Source organism: Providencia sp. PROV200 (genome assembly GCF_049901995.1).
GTDB classification, from domain to species: domain Bacteria; phylum Pseudomonadota; class Gammaproteobacteria; order Enterobacterales; family Enterobacteriaceae; genus Providencia; species Providencia rettgeri_E.
Window position 1 is genome coordinate 1,525,927 of record NZ_CP096307.1, and the last position, 19,602, is coordinate 1,545,528.

The 19,602-nt window shown below is 40.3% G+C and carries 19 protein-coding genes; 7 read left to right on the forward strand and 12 right to left on the reverse strand.

The genetic code is table 11. From position 1 onward, the window contains the following. Positions 1-8: 8 nt before the first annotated feature. Positions 9-437, forward strand: a complete 429-nt coding sequence (locus M1E86_RS06900; protein ID WP_213914114.1) for a TOBE domain-containing protein — start codon at positions 9-11, stop codon at positions 435-437. Between the two features lie 50 nt (positions 438-487). Here the strand turns inward: M1E86_RS06900 and M1E86_RS06905 are convergent, their stop codons facing one another. Beyond that, a complete protein-coding gene (locus tag M1E86_RS06905) occupies positions 488-763 on the reverse strand; it encodes a helix-turn-helix domain-containing protein (protein WP_426099319.1) in 276 nt (91 codons plus the stop codon). Here M1E86_RS06905 and M1E86_RS06910 point away from each other — a divergent pair. The 4 genes from M1E86_RS06910 (at position 674) to fdnI (ending at position 5,961) form a co-directional block, all read left to right on the forward strand. Then, positions 674-997 (forward strand): YnfA family protein, encoded by a 324-nt coding sequence (locus M1E86_RS06910; protein ID WP_213914112.1) that lies wholly within the window; start codon positions 674-676, stop codon positions 995-997. The genes M1E86_RS06905 and M1E86_RS06910 overlap by 90 nt on opposite strands. A 369-nt stretch (positions 998-1,366) precedes the next feature. Then, positions 1,367-4,414: a formate dehydrogenase-N subunit alpha gene (fdnG, locus tag M1E86_RS06915; protein WP_426099320.1), complete on the forward strand. Its 3,048-nt coding sequence runs from the start codon at positions 1,367-1,369 to the stop codon at positions 4,412-4,414. A gap of 10 nt (positions 4,415-4,424) precedes the next feature. Then, positions 4,425-5,312 (forward strand): formate dehydrogenase subunit beta, encoded by an 888-nt coding sequence (fdxH, locus tag M1E86_RS06920; RefSeq protein ID WP_213914110.1) that lies wholly within the window; start codon positions 4,425-4,427, stop codon positions 5,310-5,312. Further along, positions 5,305-5,961 (forward strand): formate dehydrogenase-N subunit gamma, encoded by a 657-nt coding sequence (gene fdnI, locus M1E86_RS06925; RefSeq protein ID WP_125890756.1) that lies wholly within the window; start codon positions 5,305-5,307, stop codon positions 5,959-5,961. Before fdxH ends, fdnI begins: the two co-directional genes overlap by 8 nt. Positions 5,962-6,065: 104 nt before the next feature. On the opposite strand, the gene M1E86_RS06930 is transcribed toward fdnI, so the two are convergent. Continuing rightward, positions 6,066-6,614 carry a GNAT family N-acetyltransferase gene (locus M1E86_RS06930; RefSeq protein WP_213914109.1) on the reverse strand — a complete coding sequence of 183 codons (549 nt, stop codon included), beginning with the start codon at positions 6,612-6,614 and terminating at the stop codon, positions 6,066-6,068. A 2-nt stretch (positions 6,615-6,616) separates the two neighbouring features. After that, a complete protein-coding gene (locus M1E86_RS06935) occupies positions 6,617-7,057 on the reverse strand; it encodes a GNAT family N-acetyltransferase (RefSeq protein ID WP_213914108.1) in 441 nt (146 codons plus the stop codon). A 220-nt stretch (positions 7,058-7,277) separates the two neighbouring features. On the opposite strand from M1E86_RS06935, the gene agp reads away from it, so the two are divergent. Then, the gene (gene agp / locus M1E86_RS06940; RefSeq protein ID WP_125890759.1) at positions 7,278-8,531 is read left to right on the forward strand and encodes a bifunctional glucose-1-phosphatase/inositol phosphatase; all 1,254 of its coding nucleotides are present in this window, start codon (positions 7,278-7,280) and stop codon (positions 8,529-8,531) included. 108 nt (positions 8,532-8,639) lie between these two features. Further along, positions 8,640-9,104 carry a GNAT family N-acetyltransferase gene (locus M1E86_RS06945; RefSeq protein ID WP_125890760.1) on the forward strand — a complete coding sequence of 155 codons (465 nt, stop codon included), beginning with the start codon at positions 8,640-8,642 and terminating at the stop codon, positions 9,102-9,104. A gap of 206 nt (positions 9,105-9,310) precedes the next feature. Here the strand turns inward: M1E86_RS06945 and M1E86_RS06950 are convergent, their stop codons facing one another. From M1E86_RS06950 to ttrR, 9 genes are all read right to left on the reverse strand, one after another. Then, the gene (locus M1E86_RS06950; protein ID WP_125890761.1) at positions 9,311-9,748 is read right to left on the reverse strand and encodes a universal stress protein; all 438 of its coding nucleotides are present in this window, start codon (positions 9,746-9,748) and stop codon (positions 9,311-9,313) included. Between the two features lie 199 nt (positions 9,749-9,947). Further along, positions 9,948-10,517: a tetratricopeptide repeat protein gene (locus M1E86_RS06955; RefSeq protein WP_125890762.1), complete on the reverse strand. Its 570-nt coding sequence runs from the start codon at positions 10,515-10,517 to the stop codon at positions 9,948-9,950. Between the two features lie 549 nt (positions 10,518-11,066). Next, complete coding sequence (locus M1E86_RS06960) at positions 11,067-11,474, reverse strand: acyl-CoA thioesterase (RefSeq protein WP_004255881.1); 408 nt, start codon at positions 11,472-11,474, stop codon at positions 11,067-11,069. Positions 11,475-11,958: 484 nt separating this feature from the next. Continuing rightward, on the reverse strand, positions 11,959-13,377 hold the full coding sequence (locus M1E86_RS06965) for an NAD(P)/FAD-dependent oxidoreductase (RefSeq protein WP_125890763.1): 1,419 nt from the start codon (positions 13,375-13,377) through the stop codon (positions 11,959-11,961). Positions 13,378-13,647: 270 nt separating this feature from the next. After that, positions 13,648-14,436, reverse strand: coding sequence for a PhzF family phenazine biosynthesis protein (locus tag M1E86_RS06970; protein WP_213914107.1), 789 nt, complete (start codon positions 14,434-14,436; stop codon positions 13,648-13,650). A gap of 155 nt (positions 14,437-14,591) precedes the next feature. After that, the gene (locus M1E86_RS06975; protein ID WP_213914106.1) at positions 14,592-16,121 is read right to left on the reverse strand and encodes a peptide MFS transporter; all 1,530 of its coding nucleotides are present in this window, start codon (positions 16,119-16,121) and stop codon (positions 14,592-14,594) included. A 383-nt stretch (positions 16,122-16,504) separates the two neighbouring features. Further along, a complete protein-coding gene (mdtG, locus tag M1E86_RS06980; protein WP_125890766.1) occupies positions 16,505-17,731 on the reverse strand; it encodes a multidrug efflux MFS transporter MdtG in 1,227 nt (408 codons plus the stop codon). A 209-nt stretch (positions 17,732-17,940) separates the two neighbouring features. Beyond that, positions 17,941-18,885, reverse strand: coding sequence for a Kdo(2)-lipid IV(A) acyltransferase (locus M1E86_RS06985; protein WP_125890767.1), 945 nt, complete (start codon positions 18,883-18,885; stop codon positions 17,941-17,943). A gap of 57 nt (positions 18,886-18,942) precedes the next feature. Continuing rightward, complete coding sequence (ttrR, locus tag M1E86_RS06990) at positions 18,943-19,539, reverse strand: tetrathionate respiration response regulator TtrR (protein ID WP_125890768.1); 597 nt, start codon at positions 19,537-19,539, stop codon at positions 18,943-18,945. Positions 19,540-19,602 lie beyond the last annotated feature (63 nt).

A 19,602-nucleotide genomic window follows, 5' to 3' on the forward strand; every position in this document is an offset into this window, starting at 1 on the left:
GATGTTTAATGGCTATTTCTGCAAGAAACCAACTTTCAGGTGTTGTTGAGTCTATTGTCATGGGCTCAGTAAATGATGAAATTATACTCGATTTAGGTAATGGTGAAAGTATTGCGGCAGTGATTACTAAAAACAGTACCCAACAACTGGGTTTAGAAAAAGGTAAACTGGCAACGGCAGTAATAAAAGCACCTTGGGTTGTACTTGTTTCTAATGCTGAAGAGTATAATTTCTCAGCTCGTAATCAATTTGATGGCGTGATTGAGTCCATTGAAAAAGGTAGCGTTAATTCTGTGGTAAATTTAAAAACCAACGCAGGAACTTTATTATCTGCAGTGGTAACAAATAATAGTACCGTAGAGTTGGGATTAAATGTTAAAAGTAAAGTGACAGCCATTATTAAAGCTTCTAGTGTTATTTTGGCAACTAAGAAGTAGTCAAAATTGTTGAAAGGCTGTTATGGCAGCCTTTTGTAATTCACTTTCAGTCAGTTAATCTTTTCTAGGTTAATAATTTTAATTTTTTTACCTTTAAGCTCAATAAGCTTACCTTCAACTAGTTTTATTAATGTGCGGTTTAGTTGCCTGACAGACACACCAAGCATAGCGGCTATTAAATCGCGATTTTCCAATTTAAAGGTGAAATTTATGGGCTTTATCTTGAGTGGTTTTTTATGTCGATAAAAATTATTGGTTTGTTTTTTATCACAGCGTTGGCTGAAATCGCAGGTTGTTACTTTCCTTATCTTTGGATGAAAAAACAAGGTGGGTCTTGGTTATTAATTCCTGCAGCCTTAAGTTTAATGCTGTTTGTTTGGTTGCTGACATTACACCCAGAAGCGAGCGGACGAATTTATGCAACTTATGGCGGGATATATATTGTCACTGCATTAATTTGGCTGAAAGTGGTTGATGGTGTCTCTCTTACCGTGACTGACTGGGTTGGTGCACTTGTTGTACTTCTAGGGGCAGGGATCATTATTAACGGTTGGAAATAGAAGAAACGTTATATTGTCACCTTAAAGAATGGATTATTTATTTTAAGGTGACTTTAATATTATTCCGTTATATTAATTTTATTAAACAAAGGATAAATCCATATTTGTATTTCAAATTAAATTTGAGATTTGTTTTTTTGAAAAATGTTAATTAAAATGTAATTTAACTAAAATGTTTTCAAATGTAACATTTGATCCAAGTCAATTTAACAATAAATACTCTATTGGTAGTAATTTTAATTGATGTTTAACTACTCAGTTAATATTAATTAAACTTTTATTTTCACTTTCATTGATTTTAGGCAATATCTAATCATATTAGGCTGCTATTCTCTCATCGATTTATACAAAAAATATAAAGAGGTAGCAATGAACGTTAGTCGCAGAAAGTTTTTTAAAATCTGCGCTGGCGGGATGGCAGGTACAACTGTAGCTGCGTTAGGTTTTATGCCTGGAATGGCAATAGCTAATGTACGTGAATATAAATTACTTCGCTCTAAAGAGACGCGTAATACTTGTACTTACTGTTCTGTCGGTTGTGGATTACTAATATATAGCATGGGCGATGGCGCCATGAATGCTAAATCCGCGATATTCCATGTCGAAGGTGACTCAGACCACCCGGTAAACCGTGGTGCTTTATGCCCTAAAGGGGCCGGCCTACTCGACTATATCCAAAGCGAAAATCGTTTACGTTATCCAGAATATAGAGCGCCAGGCTCTGATAAATGGGAACGCATTAGTTGGAATGATGCTTTCACACGCATTGCACGCTTAATGAAAGATGACCGTGATGCGAATTTCGTTGAAAAGAATGCGGAAGGAACAACTGTAAACCGTTGGTTATCAACAGGGATGCTTTGTGCATCAGCTGCCAGTAATGAAACGGGAATGTTGACGCAAAAATTCGCCAGATCGCTAGGAATGCTAGCGGTTGATAACCAAGCGCGTGTCTGACACGGACCAACGGTAGCAAGTCTTGCTCCAACATTTGGTCGCGGTGCGATGACCAACCACTGGGTTGATATCAAAAATGCCGATGTTGTCGTCGTTATGGGCGGTAATGCTGCGGAAGCACACCCTGTTGGGTTCCGCTGGGCAATTGAAGCGAAAAATAACAATGATGCCACACTGATTGTCATAGACCCGCGTTTTACGCGTACTGCATCAGTTGCTGACCATTATGTACCGATCCGTTCAGGAACCGATATTACCTTCTTATCGGGTGTTTTACTGTATCTGATTGAAAACCAAAAAATCAATGCGGAATATGTTCAGAACTATACCAATGCCTCGTTGATTGTTAGAGATGATTTTGACTTTAACGATGGCTTATTCAGTGGTTATGACGCTGATAAGCGTAGTTACGACAAAACCAGCTGGAACTATAAGTTCGATGAAAATGGTCACGCATTACGTGATGACACATTACAAGACCCGCGTTGTGTGTGGAATTTGCTTCACAAACACGTATCACGCTATACGCCTGATATCGTTGAGCAAATTTGTGGAACGCCAAAAGCCGATTTCTTGAAAGTTTGTGAAATTTTAGCCACAACAAGTGCGGCAGATAAAGCTGGGACTTTCCTGTATGCATTAGGTTGGACACAACATACTGTTGGCGCACAAAATATTCGCACTATGGCCATGATCCAGTTACTGCTTGGTAACATGGGGGTTGCAGGTGGCGGTGTGAACGCATTGCGCGGGCACTCGAACATCCAAGGCTTAACCGATTTAGGGTTACTATCAACCAGTTTACCGGGTTACTTGACGCTGCCTTCTGAAAAGCATCAAGACATTGATAGTTACTTGACTGCGAATACACCAAAAGCGACATTGCCGAATCAGGTGAATTTCTGGAGTAATTACCCTAAATTCTTCGTGAGTTTGATGAAGTCTTTTTATGGTGATTCAGCGCAAGCAGAAAACCAATGGGGTTATGACTGGTTACCTAAATGGGACCAAGCTTATGATGTGATGAAGTATTTTGACATGATGAGCAAAAACCAAGTGACTGGCTATATCTGTCAAGGGTTTAACCCAGTGGCTTCATTCCCTGATAAGAATAAAGTGGTTAGCTGCCTCAGTAAACTGAAATACCTGATTGTTGTAGACCCATTAGTCACTGAAACGGCTAATTTCTGGCAAAATCACGGTGAGATGAATGACGTTGATACGGCTTCGATTCAAACCGAAGTGTTCCGTTTACCATCGACCTGTTTTGCGGAAGAAGATGGCTCGATAGCAAACTCAGGTCGTTGGTTACAATGGCACTGGCAAGCCGCGGATGCCCCAGGCGAAGCACGTAATGATGGCCAAATCTTGACCGGGATTCTGTATAAGATCCGTGAATTGTATGAGAAAGAAGGTGGTCAAGGTCAAGATCCTCTGATGCAAATGAAATGGAATTATAAACAACAATTCCATCCTGAATCAGAAGAAGTGGCGAAAGAAAACAATGGTGTTGCACTGGTTGATCTCTATGATGCCGACGGTAACTTACAAGCGAAAAAAGGTGAATTACTCAGCTCATTTGCTTTATTGCGTGCCGATGGTTCAACCGCCTCTTCTTGCTGGATTTATACCGGTAGCTGGACTGAGAAAGGCAACCAGATGGCAAATCGTGATAATAGCGACCCATCCGGTATCGGTAACACATTGGGCTGGGCATGGGCATGGCCTCTGAACCGCCGTGTGATTTATAACCGTGCGTCTTGTGATACCCAAGGTAAACCGTGGAATAAAGACCGCGTGCTTATCGAGTGGAATGGTAAAAAATGGGTCGGTAATGATATTCCTGACTTTAATGCGTCTGCTCCTGAAGTAGGAACAGGGCCATTCATCATGCAGCCAGAAGGTTTAGGTCGTTTATTTGCTATCGATAAGATGGCTGAAGGGCCATTCCCTGAGCATTATGAGCCATTTGAAACGCCACTTGGCACTAACCCGTTGCACCCGAATGTGGTTTCTAACCCAGCGGCGCGAATTTTTGATGAAGACAAGAAACGTCTTGGCGACCACAAAGATTTCCCTTATGTAGGAACCACGTACCGCTTAACAGAGCATTTCCACACATGGACGAAGCATGCTCGCTTGAACGCGATTGCTCAACCAGAGCAATTTGTTGAAATCAGCGAAACACTAGCGAAAGCCAAAGGAATTGCGTTAGGCGATAAGGTCAAAGTCAGCAGTAAACGAGGGTTTATCAAAGCAGTTGCGGTTGTCACTCCTCGATTACAAACGCTGATGGTGGATGGGAAACCAATTGAAACTGTTGGACTACCGATTCACTGGGCCTTTGAAGGCGCGACTCAAAAAGGGTTTATCACCAATACGTTAACGCCGTCTGTCGGCGATGCTAACTCTCAGACACCTGAGTATAAGGCATTCTTAGTTAACATTGAGAAGGCGTAAGGGAGGGAACATGTCCATGCAATCTCAAGACATTATTAAACGTTCCGCGACCAATAGTATTACGCCTCCGCCACAAGTGCGTGATGATAAACTTGAAGTCTGTAAGCTCATCGATGTGTCATCCTGTATCGGCTGTAAAGCTTGTCAGGTGGCATGTTCTGAGTGGAATGATATCCGTGACGAAGTTGGCCACTGCGTTGGGGTTTATGATAACCCTACGGATTTAAGTGCAAAATCGTGGACGGTGATGCGTTTTAGCGAAACAACTGAAATGGGCAAGCTAGAATGGCTGATCCGTAAAGATGGCTGTATGCACTGTACCGATCCTGGGTGCTTGAAATCTTGCCCATCAGCAGGAGCAATCATTCAGTACGCAAATGGTATTGTGGATTTCCAATCAGAGCACTGTATTGGTTGTGGCTATTGTATCGCAGGTTGTCCATTCAACATTCCTCGATTAAACCCGAAAGATAATCGAGTGTACAAGTGTACCTTGTGTGTTGATAGGGTGAGTGTTGGTCAAGAGCCGGCTTGTGTGAAAACCTGTCCAACGGGCGCTATCCGTTTTGGTACGAAAAAAGAGATGTTGGAATACGGTGCAGAGCGCGTAACAAAATTACAAAATCGGGGTTATGCGCAAGCGGGAATTTATGATCCTGAAGGTGTGGGTGGTACGCATGTTGTTTATGTGCTTCACCATGCTGACAAACCTGAACTGTATCATGGCCTGCCTAAAGACCCACAAATTGATACACCAATCAATCTGTGGCAGGGCATCTTGAAACCACTTTCTGTCGTTGGATTTATCGCGACCTTTGCAGGGTTGATTTTCCACTATGTGGGAATTGGTCCAAACAAAGAAGTGAGTGATGAAGAGGAGAAAGATGACCATGAGTAAGAAAAGCAAAATGATTGTGCGGACTAAGTTTATTGACCGCGCATGTCACTGGACAGTTGTCATCAGCTTCTTCTTGGTTGCTTTGTCGGGGATCGCGTTATTTTTCCCAACATTGAAATGGTTGACGGAAACCTTTGGTACGCCACAAATGGGACGGATTTTACATCCTTTCTTTGGTGTGTTGATTTTCGTCGTGCTGATGTTTATGTTTGTGCGCTTTGTAAAACACAATATTCCAGATAAGAAAGACTTACCTTGGATTAAAAATATTGTTGAAGTACTCAAAGGTAATGAACATGAAGTGGCAGATGTCGGTAAATATAACGCCGGTCAAAAAATGATGTTCTGGAGTATCATGAGCCTAATTTTTGTGCTCTTGGTCACGGGGATTATTATTTGGCGCCCTTATTTTGCGCATTTATTCCCAATGTGGATGGTGCGTTGGGGGCTGTTGATCCATGCTGTTGCTGCGATTGTCTTGATCCATGCCATTTTAATTCATATGTACATGGCATTTTGGGTTAAAGGCTCAATTAACGGAATGATCGAAGGGAAAGTTAGTCGCCGTTGGGCGAGAAAACATCACCCTCGTTGGTACCGTGATGTTGAAGCGAAAGAAGCCAAAGCCGAAGCTGAAAGTAAAAAATAATTTATTTTTAGGTTAACGAAACCGCTGTTGTGTGACTAAGCATGGCAGCGGTTTTTTTATTGGGGGAAATAAGCTTGAATTGTGAGCAATTTCATTGTGGCAAACTAACGGTTGTCAGCCGTTAATCGATATAGCACGTGTTCTTGCAACCAGTGGCCATCAGGGAGTGCTGGGTGATAAAAGTTATTGGGGAGTTTTATCATTCCAAGTCTTTTCATAACAGACTCTGATGGTGAATTGACCACCGCGGTGAACGCAACGATCTCTTCTAGTTTTAGTTGGTCAAATGCAAACTTAATTGCTGCATGGGCTCCTTCCGTCGCATAGCCTTGATGCCAATATTCCGGCAACAAGCGCCAACTTAATTCGACACAAGGGGAAAAAGGTAAATTAGCGGCGGGAATATTCAAACCGATAAACCCAATGAATTGTTGGTTGGATTTTAATTCTACAGCCCATAGTCCCCATCCCCCTTGTTGAGCGAATTTATCTATGATGGTTTCCATAAACTGTGCATTTTGCTGTTCGTTTAGCACTGAAGGAAAGTAGCGCATGACATCGGGGTGGCTATTCATTTGGTAAAGTGGCTGTTTATCTTCTTCTTGCCACCCACGTAGTCGTAAACGTTCTGTTTCTAATTTAATGATTTTCATAGTTATTGTTTATTAAGGCGCATGTGGAGAATAGGGAACGGATTACCTTCACCATCGAGTTCAGAACGTGCGTATTGTGTAAAACCCATGTGCTGATAGAAGCCGATGGCTTGAGGGTTTTGTTCATTAACGTCCAGTTCAGTAATGCCTAACATGTCAATGGCATATTGAAGGAGTTTTTTCCCAGTACCTTGGCCTCTATTTTCTTGAGAAATAAACAACATTTCGAGGCGGTGTTTATCACAGCCTAGAAAACCGGTCATGTTTCCTGTGTTATCGAATGCGACAAAAACAGCTAAATGTGGTAAATAAAGCTGTTTGATAGCAACTTTCAGCTCTGCAATTTTTTCTTCAGTTAAAAAATGGTGGGTTGCTCTAACTGAAGACTCCCAAACACGAATAATATCATCATCGTGTGCACGTGTAGCACTTTGGACTATCATTATATTATCTCCATGTATTAACTGGAAATCCTAGCTTTTGTTTTTTTTATGTCAATCGCTTATTTTAAATTTACGTTAAGGTTGTTTTTGAGATATTTATCGCAGAAAAAAAAGCTAACTACTTCATTATTAGACTAGCTACGGCGTAATTTTTTCGCCAATTATTGAATATAGCGATAAAAGTACTTTTCTTTGTTAATTTAATCGTAGGGGTATCTTAATGAAATATAAATTATTAACTCTTTGTTTATCTACGGCACTATTAACACCAATTGCACCTGTATTCGCGAATACAGGCAGCGGATCAGATATGATTTTGGACCAAGTTTTAGTCCTTAGCCGCCATAATTTACGTACTCCTATCGTAAATACCGGTATTCTTACTGAAGTGACTGATAAAAAATGGCCAGCTTGGGATGCACAAAGTGGCTATCTCACAACGAAAGGCGGCGCACTTGAAGTCTATATGGGGCATTATTTTAGAGAATGGATCGATCAAAATAAATTACTTGCAGATGAACTGTGCCCAACGAGTAATGAAGATGTGTACCTTTATACGAATAGTCTACAAAGAACGATAGCAACCGCCCAATTTTTTGCAGCAGGTGCATTTCCTGGGTGCAAGGTGAGTATTCATCATCAGCCTGAAATTGGCAAAATGGATCCTGTTTTTAACCCCATTATTACGAATGACTCCCCTGAATTTAAGCAAAAGGCACTCGCGGAGATGGAGCAATATTTTAACGGGTTATCGCTTACAGCGGGTTATGATGAATTGGATGCGGTTCTGAATATTAAAGACTCCCAAAAATGTAAAACAGATAAACTGTGTAATTTAAACAGCCAAAAAAATAGTTTTATTATTGAAGCAGAAAAAGAACCGGGCGTCAGTGGCCCATTAAAAATTGCAAATTCAGCTGTAGACGCTATTGATCTGCAATATTATGAAGGTTTTCCGGCTAATGATGTGGCTTGGGGACTGGTGAATACCCCTGAAAAATGGAAAAAACTGAATACGTTAAAAAATGCTTACCAAGAAACGTTGTTTACACCAAAAATTATTGCTAAGAATGTGGCTCATCCAATACTGAATTATATTGATAAAGGCTTTGTTTCTGTCGATAAAGGAGAAACTGCAAAATTTATATTCTTAGTCGGCCATGATTCGAATATTGCGTCATTGATGTCAGCAATGGATTTTAAGCCATATCAATTACCAGAGCAGTATGAGCATACCCCGATTGGGGGGAAATTAGTATTCCAACGCTGGACGGATAAGCAAGCTAATAAAGATTTCATGAAAGTAGAATATGTTTACCAAACCTCTGATCAGCTTAGGGATAACGCGTATTTATCATTACAAACACCTCCTAAGCATGTCACATTAGAACTAAAAGGGTGCCCAATAGATAAAAGTGGCTATTGTTCTTGGGAAGATTTCCAGAAAGTCATGGCGACAGCCTTAGAACAGTAATCACGCTATATTGATGCCCTACTCACTTGAGTGGGGCACCATTTTTTGGGAAGATAGCCACATTATATATTTGGTTTATTAACATCTTATGTGGACAAATTAGTCACTATGCCTATTCAATTTCTTCAACTAAAGCAAATTGCTATCGCAGATCTTATCGCATTAAATACGCATCCAGCTGTGCTTGAACATATGCCATTAGGTAGCTGTCTTTTTGATGAGCAAGCCTGTCATGAGTGGGTTGCAGGAAAAGAGCAGCATTGGGAGCAACATGGCTATGGCGTATGGGCCATTATGATTGATGGTCAGTTTGCAGGCTGGGGAGGGTTACAAAATGAAGCGGGTGACGCGGATTTAGCGTTAGTTTTACATCCCAAGTTTTGGGGAAAGGGAAAATACATTGTTGATAATATCATTCATAAAGCTTTTACATCACTGAAGGTTGAGTCCGTTACAATTCACTTACCGCTAACGCGTAAGAGAATATCAGCGATTTTGCGTTATGGTTTTATTGAAGAGGCTATTGTTGATTTTGACGGTATTCCTTTTAAGCGTTTTAGATTAAGCCATTGAACCCGTTTTGTTGCATAAAAAAACCCTGCTAAAAAACAGGGCGTGAAAATCACGAAAATGTTTATGAGCCTTTAATTTACCCTAAATCAGCGGGCAAATAGCCTTATAAAGTGTATGTCTTTGCTGTTTTTTGTAACAATCATTAAGACTAAACCTTTTATTTGTAAAATACGTTGGTTTAGCTGAAAATGTCGCTTTAATCCTGATTATCTAACCACTAATACGCTAGTTTTCGCATAGCGAACTACTGAAGCGGCATTCGAACCAAGTAAATAGGTTGACATACTTGGGCGGCGTGAACCGAGTAAAATAATATCAGCGTTAATATCTTCTGCTGTCGCGAGAATTTCGTCTCTAACTGAACCGACGGTTGCTTTTGCCTTGATCTTATCTGCAGGGATATCAAATAATTTAATTTTTTCTTTTAACTCGGCAAGAATAATTTCAGCTTGTTTTTCGTCATCAGGGAAGTCCCCTGGTAGGATAGTGCCACCGTAGCGTAAATAATTTGAAATTGGTGCGGTTACAGCAAGAAAGTGTACTGTTGCATCATTCAATTTTTGTAGCGAATTAACATGAGGCACTAATAAGTTAGTGAGAGCATCTTCGGTTACATCGATAGGAACTAAAATTGTCTTGTACATAATATCTCCCTTTTTCTTTTATATTATAAGTTTAGAACAATATCATACATTGTGAATTTGATTATTAATAGTAATGGATTTATTGCTCAAAGGGTGTGAGCAAGTAGCCGTAATAAGATTTTTCATCAAAAAAAGAGAGAGGCCTGATGCCATTACAATGAATAATATCAGGCAAAATGCAGGGAATATTAGGATAGGTTTATTTTTTCACGCAAGCTTCTTTTAAGCCAGCTTTGCAGGCTTGAGCTAAATATTCGGCCGCTGATTTCTCATTTATTTCAACGCCTTCACCACTTTCTAGCATCTTACCGACTTGGTATTGTGCTGGTGGGAATTTTTTATCGGCTGATTTTTTGAACCATTCAAACGCAATAATATAATTTTGTTTTACACCAATACCTTGATAGTAAAATTGCCCCATATAGTTTTGGGCTTCAACATTGCCTTTATTCGCTGATTTTTCGAATAAGTCCATGGCCGTTTCAAGGTTGGCTTCAACACCATTACCATTTAAATACATATCACCTAAAAACAACTGAGCATCAGAGTTGCCCTTATTCGACGCCATTGTTAGCCATTTTTTTGCTTTACCATAGTCCTGTTTAAGCTCATTTCCAAGATAATAGCCAATCCCTAACATGACTTGTGCTTTTATGTCCCCTTTTTGTGCCTCTTGCTCGATACGTTTGATAGCTTCTTTGGGAACTGCAGCGACACTTAGGTTAATTGAAAAGGCACATAAAATAATAAATGAGAGAATTCTAAGCATGATTTGATATCTTATATTAGCGTTATTTATTTCTGTTATTAATACGATGTCTCAATGAGATTTATTGTCAACAAAGTAAAGCATATTATATAAAGAAAATTCACATCAAAATGCGTAATATAAAACAAGCGATATACTATGTGTCTTTACGCATTTTTAGGGTAATTAGTAACTACCCATACTCTACGATTTTAATTGAAAAATATCAATATATAATAAAAAATACAATATATTTTAGTATGAAGTTTAATGTCTTTTAGTAATGTTATGTATCTGTTGTTACAAGATATTAATAAAAAATGATTGAAAGTCGTATGAGCAGACAAAAGTATAAGTGGATGAAATATTAATTGATAAGTTGGGTTTTAGACGATTATTTTTAAAAGCATTTAATATTAATAAATTATCGACATAAAACACATTTAAGGTGAAGAAAGTAAATAAAATAAGGCGTGACACATATTCTATTAGATAGGTGTGAATTGGAACTTACCGAATACACACCTTAACAAGATGATAAAAAACGACCTGTTGATGGTTTAAAAAAGCTTATGACTCAAATAATGGCGTCGGTTTACCGTTATCATCAATGGCGACAAAATTAAATTGGCCATGTATCACTTCTTCACGACCATCAGAATACATATCCTCTAAAAAAATGGATACATTAACCGTTAAACTGGTTCTTCCGACTCGAATGACTTTACCTACCAACTCAACAATCGTGCCTGAAGGGATTGGATGGGTGAAATTAATTTTTTCAGTTGATACGGTCACTAAACGCTTACGGCTAAAACGCGTTGCGGTAATAAATGAAACCTCATCCATCCAAGCTAGGGCTGTACCACCGAACAGGGTACTATGATGGTTAGTTGTCGTTGGAAATACGACTTTAGAGACGCGAGAAATGGATTGCTCTATTTTTTGTGCGATGACATCGTCAGCGATGGAACTCATGGTCTACCTTACAAGTGTTACTTAGTATGTTAGTAATTGTTAAAAGCAATAATGTTAGAGGCTAAGTGTAATACTCCTTTCAAATTAATTCAGCAATAAATGTGACGTGAATCGTTCCAGTTGGAAAAGTTTTTTAGATATCCGTATTTAGTCAAGTGGAGGGAGATTACAGCTTGAGAATTAGACTATGAATCTTTTATTTCCCAGCAATAGCAATAAAAGCAGAGTTAGTTATCTAAATATTCGGCACTTATGCGAATTGTTTTTGCATTGTTACCAGCAATCATGTCCTTTAATTGCTTTACGGTATAACTTTTTCAGCGGAAACCATAGTACTTAATAGTGAAATAGCAATTGCCAATAGTCATTTGCTCATAACTACTTAATTTGATTTAAGTTTCGAATGATGAAAAATAAAGCCACTATAAGTAATAAAAAACCCTTCAATATGAAGGGTTTTTGTGGGTAAATATTTCAAGCCAATTTAGCTGAATCTGTACAGGCTAAATGGTTTAACATTCAATGATGGCTCTTTACCCAGTAACAAGTCAGCGGTAAGTTCAGAAGAAACTGGGCTTTCAGTCATTCCCCAACCTGTCGCGGTATTAATGACAAGACCCGGATATTCATTAACTTGAGAAATAATTGGATGCTCATCTGGTGCGATGGCCATTGCACCACTCCATTGGTCTATGAGTTTAGAATCCTTAAATGCAGGGAATTCAGTTTTTAGTTTCTCAAATGATGCATTCAACTCAGGTAAATCAGGCAGTGCCGTCATATTTCGGTGTTTTTCGAATGGTGAAATTTCGTCCAATTTCCAGCTGGTTGGTTCAGTAAATGAATTAATTAACTGCTCATTTAATGAAATATGCACAGGGAAATCAGGCATAGACAGCAATGGAATGTATTTATAACCATAAACGAAGGAATCTTTAACAACAGGGGCAACAATTACACGTGGAGATGTTGCGTAGGTGCCGTCAGCTTGTTCACGGAAGAAAATATTGCCAGGTAAGGCAACGTTACCCCCCGGTGCAGTCGGTGACCCAGTGATCAGTTGTTGAGATTGATAAGCGGGTAGTGTTGGGACATCAACACCTAAGTTTTGCATAAACAGCCTTGACCATACGCCACCAGCGACAACAACACGCGAAGTCTTAATAGCCCCTTTCTCGGTGACGACATCAGAAATGACACCTGCTTGGGTTTCTAAGCCTCTAGCTGCACAATTAGTATAAATTTTTATACCTAATTTTTTCGCGTAATCAGCCATGACAAAGGTTGCAATTTCAGCATCTAAGCTACCAGAGTCTTCTTCAAAACCAGCGATAGTCCATTTAGATTGTGCACCATTCAAACGTTGATTGAGCTCAGCACCTTCGATAATACGTGTTTTGAACGGAATATCTGAACCGACGTTTTTACTGCGAGTATCAATCCACTCTCTAACATTGACAAGATCTTCTTCATCGAATGGCACTTCAACGCGGCCTTGAGTACGATAGCTGGTATCTGCACCGACTTTCGCGTTCATCTCTCTCCAACGCTGTTTCCCTAAGTGGTGTAGTAAGAAAGTTTCATCTGGCATTTTATACGTGATAACTTGGCCGTAGAAGCGGGATGATTGTTCGCCTGCGATATTACCTTTTTCAACAATAACAACATCTAAACCGCGTCCAACTAGTTCAATTGCGGTCATGATCCCCAAAATTCCAGCACCAATAACAACGACGTCAGCTTGTTGCGGTAGAGAACCTTCAGTTCCTTCCACAAAACCATGTCGCGGTTTGCCAGGCACGAAACGGCCTTCACGCGTTAACATTGGAGTTAAAATTCCGGCCCCTGCGGCAACGGCAACAACACCACCACCAATCAAAAATTTTCTTCTAGTAATAGCCATCTTATTAAGTTCCTTATATCGAATGAGTTTCTAACAATTGACCAAAGCTTCAATTAGAAATATTTATAATTGTAATTATATCTTTAATAATAATTATAATTGTAAACCAAATTGCTTTGAAATTAAAATATTTAATGAAATGTTAAATATTTTTTTGGGGATATAAAATAGGCGCCACTATTTTCAAGAAAAATAATAGCGCTAGTAGTATTTAGATAGAGGAGGAGGCAGAGAAAAAAATGATTTTTTATACTAATTTGATTCGTAAGGTTAAATGTGGATTTCACCTGTTAGAAATAAGACGGCTTTACCTGTTAACTTTATTCGTTCACCGGCCAGCTCACATTGAACTACCCCTCCGCGTGATGAAATTTGTTGGCCAACTAACTGCAATTTATTCAGCCGGTCTGCCCAAATTGGTGCGATAGCACAATGTGAGGTACCTGTTACAGGGTCTTCATCTACCCCTTTTGCAGGAGCAAAATAGCGAGAAACAAAGTCACAATCGCCATTAGCACTTTCTGCTGTAATTGCTAATCCAGGCAGAGAAAGCTGCGAAAGTTTTAACATGTCCGGCTGACAGTCTTGAACGTGCTGTGCACTTTCAAGAAAACACAGGTAACGGTCTTTCGCTATCCAAAGCTCTTTGATTTTAACGCCAAGGATGTCGGCGAGTTGCGGGTACTGGTTTGGGTCGCTTTGTACGGATCCTAGTATTGGGAAATCAAGAGTAAATCCTGGGCCATTTTGCGTCACAACCAGCTCACCAGATAGAGAGTTAAATATTAAAGGATGAATATCTTGTTGGCGCACATGATTTAACACAAAGGCTGCGGCAAGTGTTGCATGACCACACAGTTTTACTTCAACTTTAGGGGTGAACCATCGGATATGACGGCCGACTAAAAATGCGGTTTCTGATAAATTCACTTCTGCGGCAATGGCAATGAGCTGTTCATCTGGTAGCCAGTTATCGAGTAATACAACCGCTGCAGGATTACCGCGAAAAAGGGTATCAGTGAAGGCATCAACATAGTAAATAGGGGCGGATAGGCTCATTGAATGATTTCCTAAAGTTATTATGGGACGGTGAGAGAGCAGTATAGCGCCTATTCTATGAAATATAATAAGCAAATTATTAGGGGGATAATGATGCAGGGGAGGTCCGGTAGCGAGTGAACTGCTACCGGATAGAGGTCAATTAATGACCGTTATTAAGCACTTGCTTCATTTTTATCTGCATTTTTAAGCATTTTTCTAACAGGGATAATCAATGCTGCCAATACAATAGCGCAGATAACCAGCGCAATAGAGACGTGAGAGAAAAGCTCAGGCATGGAATCTAATTGGTCTTTACGGATGTTCCCACCCATGATGCCCGCTGCAAGGTTACCCAATGCGCTCGCACAGAACCATAAGCCCATCACTTGGCCGCGCATTTTTTGTGGCGCAAGTAAGGTCATTGTTGCTAACCCGATAGGGCTTAAGCACAGCTCCCCTAATGTCAGTAGCAAAATACTGCCCACTAGCCAAAACGGAGATACGCCACTTTGCGTTGCCAATACTTGATTTGCGGCAACCATCATGATGGCAAAGCCACCCGCAGCAAATAAAATACCGATGACGAACTTGGTCATACTGCTCGGGTTCATATTACGTTTAGCCAGCGAAGGCCAGAACCAGCTAAATACTGGCGCTAACAATATAATGAACAGCGCATTGATTGATTGGAACCAAATGGTTGGGATTTCAAAACTACCCATTTGACGGTCAGTATAGTCACGAGCAAAGATATTAAATGAAGTGGGCTTTTGCTCAAAGGCTGACCAGAAAAAGGCGGCTGCAACCAGTAAAATTAAGCAAGCTAGTAATCGAGAACGTTCACTGCTGGTTAAGCCACCAAGGAAGAACATAAATAAGAAATAGATGCCCACACAGGTCGAGATAACATAAGCAGAGCTTTTCGCGATTATTGAGGCATTAAATGGGATCGTACCATTATCAATCAAGACAACCAGTATGGCTAATAACACCATGGCAAAGGTCACCCATTTCCCCACGTTTTTGCGCTCAACTGTTGGACGGTTCCAAGTGGAATCAAGGCCAACTTCTTTATCATAGCGACGCATTTGAGGAATGGCGTAAAAACGGAAGATTAACAGCGCAATTAACATGCCTAAGCCACCAAGGCCAAAACCTAAATGCCAACCATATTTTTCATGAAGCGGACCAATAATTAACGGGGCAATAAATGACCCCATGTTAATTCCCATATAGAACAGAGAGAAACCGCCATCACGACGTGTATCTTCTTTCTTATACAGGGTTCCTACCATCACGGTAATACAGGTTTTAAATAGCCCTGTACCCAATACGATGAGTAATAATCCAACGAAAAAGAAAGTATTTGATAAAAACGCAGACATTGCGATAGACAAATGCCCAAAAGCAATGATTAATGAGCCATACCAAACAGCGCGACGTTGGCCTAACCAGTTATCGGCTAACCAACCGCCGGGTAATGAGGTGATATAAACCCCGCCCGCAAAAATACCAACAATAGCGGAAGCTTGCTCAATAGGTAATTCCATCCCGCCTTGTAATAATGCCGCACTCATAAATAGGATAAGTAACGGCCTAACTCCGTAAAAAGAGAAACGTTCCCACATTTCTGTGAGGAAAAGTGAACTCAATGGGTATGGATGCCCAAAAAAAGTTTTTGTTTTAGTCGCAGAATTATTCATCTGTGAACTCCCATAAATACTCTCTTGAGAGGTTGTGCATGATATAAAACACCAAGCCGTGCGCTCGAGTGTCAATTGTTATTGATATGTTAACATGAATATGTGAAACATATTTTTAACATACATTATTATAGAATCACCCATATACAGAATGAATTTATTGTAAAAGGTGTATTTTTAAGGTGAAAAGTCGATATCACTCTCATTTCTCACGATAAGCTAGGGGAAGATACAGGATTTTAGTTGACAATAAAAGAAAGAATTTTGAATCGATTAAGTTGTTTTAAATCAACTAATTATACTTATGATATTTGGATTTTAGGCAAGGTGAGACAATAAAGCCTATAAACCATCAGGTTTTTGTATAAAAAATAGCAAGACGTTTATTGGTCGGTAGGGGTGGCTCGCAATCCATCAGATTGACGCCGGATGACTAGCCACGAATAGATTAAGTTGAAGAGAACTAATGCTGCAGTGAAAAAGAATACGGCCCTAAAGCCATAAGTTGCGGCGACAAAAGAACCCATTAATGGTCCTGTCACGTTTCCAACGTCTCGTAATGCTTGGTTATAGCTGAAAATACGTCCGGTTACTTGGTGGGAAATATTATAGATAATTAACGTTTGCACTGCCGGTAATAAGGCCGCATTTAGGGCTCCAAGCATAAACCGGAGAAAGCCTAACTCCCAATAGCTACTGACTAGCCCCATTGGAAATAACACAAAAATAGACGCGCCGAGAACGGCAAGTAACACTTTTTCAGGGCCTATTCGGTCACTGAGTTTACCTAACATGGGCGCACTGATTAAAGCTGCCACACCAGGAATGGAGGCTATCACACCACTGATAAATGCTAAGTTTTCGAGGGAAACGGATAAGTCACGTACATAAAGCGTGATGACAGGGTTGATTGAGCCCATTGCAGCTTGAATAATCATGGTGGTAAAAAAGAGGCTGATGACTAAATTTTTATTACGTAAAGAGGCAAAAACTTGTTTGCTCGTTAATGCATCTTTGCGCGAAACCGGTGTAAAGCGTTCTCTGACATAAAAAAGTGTGACAAAAAAGCAGATAAACAGCACTGTTGCGGTAATAAAAAAGACGGGGCGTAAGCCATATTGGTCAGCAAGAAAACCGCCAATGAGTGGGCCAATAAGAGCGCCACTGACCGCACCAGTTGCAAGAACCCCCATAGCCCAACCACTTTTTTTCACGGGAACTTGAGTGGCAATCAGCGCGTTAGCATTAGGAACAAAACCACCCAATAAACCTAATATGGCTCTTAAGGCTAATAATTGCCAAATATTCTGCGCAAAGCCAATTAACACCATGACAATCGCCATACCTAGCGCGGATCTCAATAGCATTAATTTTCGACCCTTGCGATCGGATAATCGTCCCCAAAAAGGAGCGGCAATAGCAGAAAATAAGAAAGTGATACTAAAAACGGCGCCAGTCCATAAATTTAGAGAAGCATGGTCTTTGACGCCAAGTTCTTCAATATAGAGAGGGAGAAAAGGCATGATCAGGCTAAAGGCGGCGCCTGTTAAAAAACAGCCAAACCACACGACGTATAGGTTACGTTTCCAATACTCTGTTTTTCCCGTCATAATTTTCTCGTTATATTCAGTTCTACAGCAGTGTTGGCTTCATTCAGCTCTCCAAGTCCCATGTTTATGTATGCTTCTCGGGATATCTTCATTTTGCCGCCTAGCTGTAGACCCGATTATTTAGGGAAAACAGTATGAAAAACAGCAAGAAAAGCATCATAAAAAACAGTTGAAAAATCACGCCATAATTTATCTGATTACGTTAATAATTAATGATGGATTTTGTCTAAATCCCCGTATAGCGAAGGCTCGCCGTCAGGACGTGTTTTAAAACGACGATGTAGCCACATATATTGTTCTGGTGCTCTGAGGATCTCTTTTTCGATAATTTGGTTCATCATGGTTGCTGTAGCCACATTATCTTCAATTGGGAAATCATCAATGGCAGGTTGAATGATTAATTCATAACCTTTACCGTTAGGCAAGCGCCTTGGGGTAAAGGGCACCACTAAAGGAGAAGCAAGACGCAAAATAATTTGTGAACCATTGGTCGTAGCCGCATTTTCTACAGCAAATAACGGTGCAAATGTACTATTGCGAGGGCCGTAGTCATGATCTGGGGCATACCACAAAATTTCCCCATTTTTTAAGTCGCGCACCATGCCTTTCATGTCTTTGCGATCCAACATATATTTGTTGGAGCGTAACCGCCCACGGGTTTGTAGCCAATCAAGCAGGTCATTATCATTGGCGCGATATACACCGATCCCCGGGTTTAACATGCCAAAGGCACGCGCACCAATTTCCAAGGTCAAAAAGTGAACGCCGAGGGCAATAATGCCTCTACCTGTTTGTCGGGCAGCAGCCGCATTTTCTTCCCCAATGACGTTGACCCAACGACGAACGCGCCAATCAGGCCAAAACCAAGCCATGCCCGTTTCAAATAAGCCCATCCCAACAGATTCAAAGTTTTTGTCGACACAGCGTTGCCGCTCTTGCTCGCTCATGTCTGGAAAACATAATTGCAAATTGCGCTCTGCGACTTTCACTCGCTTTTTCAAAAAGCGCTTGGAAAATAACCCTAAACGCGTTCCCATCCAATAAATGACAGGATAAGGCAATAATACAAGAAGATATAATACGCCAATGCCTAGCCAAGTTAGCCAGTAACGAGGGTGGAGAAACCGTTTTTGAAATTTTGGAGCTAGTATCATTGTTATCCGAATATATTAGTCATAAATTAATAAAAGGCATGCTTAAACTATATCAAATTATTCGTTTAAAGCGTTAATTGCCTGCATGGTGCTCATTAACTCAGCTAAGTTACGAACTGCCATTTTTTCCATGACTCGGGACCGATGAACTTCAACAGTACGCACAGAAACACAGGCCGCCTCAGCAATTTCACGGTTAATTAAGCCTTGCAACACATAACCACAGATATCTTTTTCGCGAGGAGTGAGTGTTTCATAGCGCTGCTGAATTAAATACCTTTCAGTGGCTTTGGTGGTTTGTGATTGAGCTTGTTTTAATGTTTTGGCAAGCAGATGGCTATCTATAGGTTTTTGTAGAAAATCGACAGCACCGAGTTTCACTTGTTCCACCGCCATTGGGATATCGCCATGGCCAGACAAAAATATCACGGCTAATGTGCTTTGCTGCTCTCTAAGGTATTGGTGAACTTGCCGGCCATCTAACTTTGGCATTCGCATATCCAATAACACCACCCCCTCTTGGTGTAGTGCTGCATTTTGGATAAATATTTCACTATCATTCCAAACAGTGACGCTATAGCCCAATGTTTCAAGTAAGAATTGGCAGGCATCCGTTACATCGGGGTCATCATCCACGAGATGGATCACTGGCATACATATACCTCGTCGTGTAGAGGGTGACAAAATAGGGTGCTTTATATGATGAGCATTGATTAT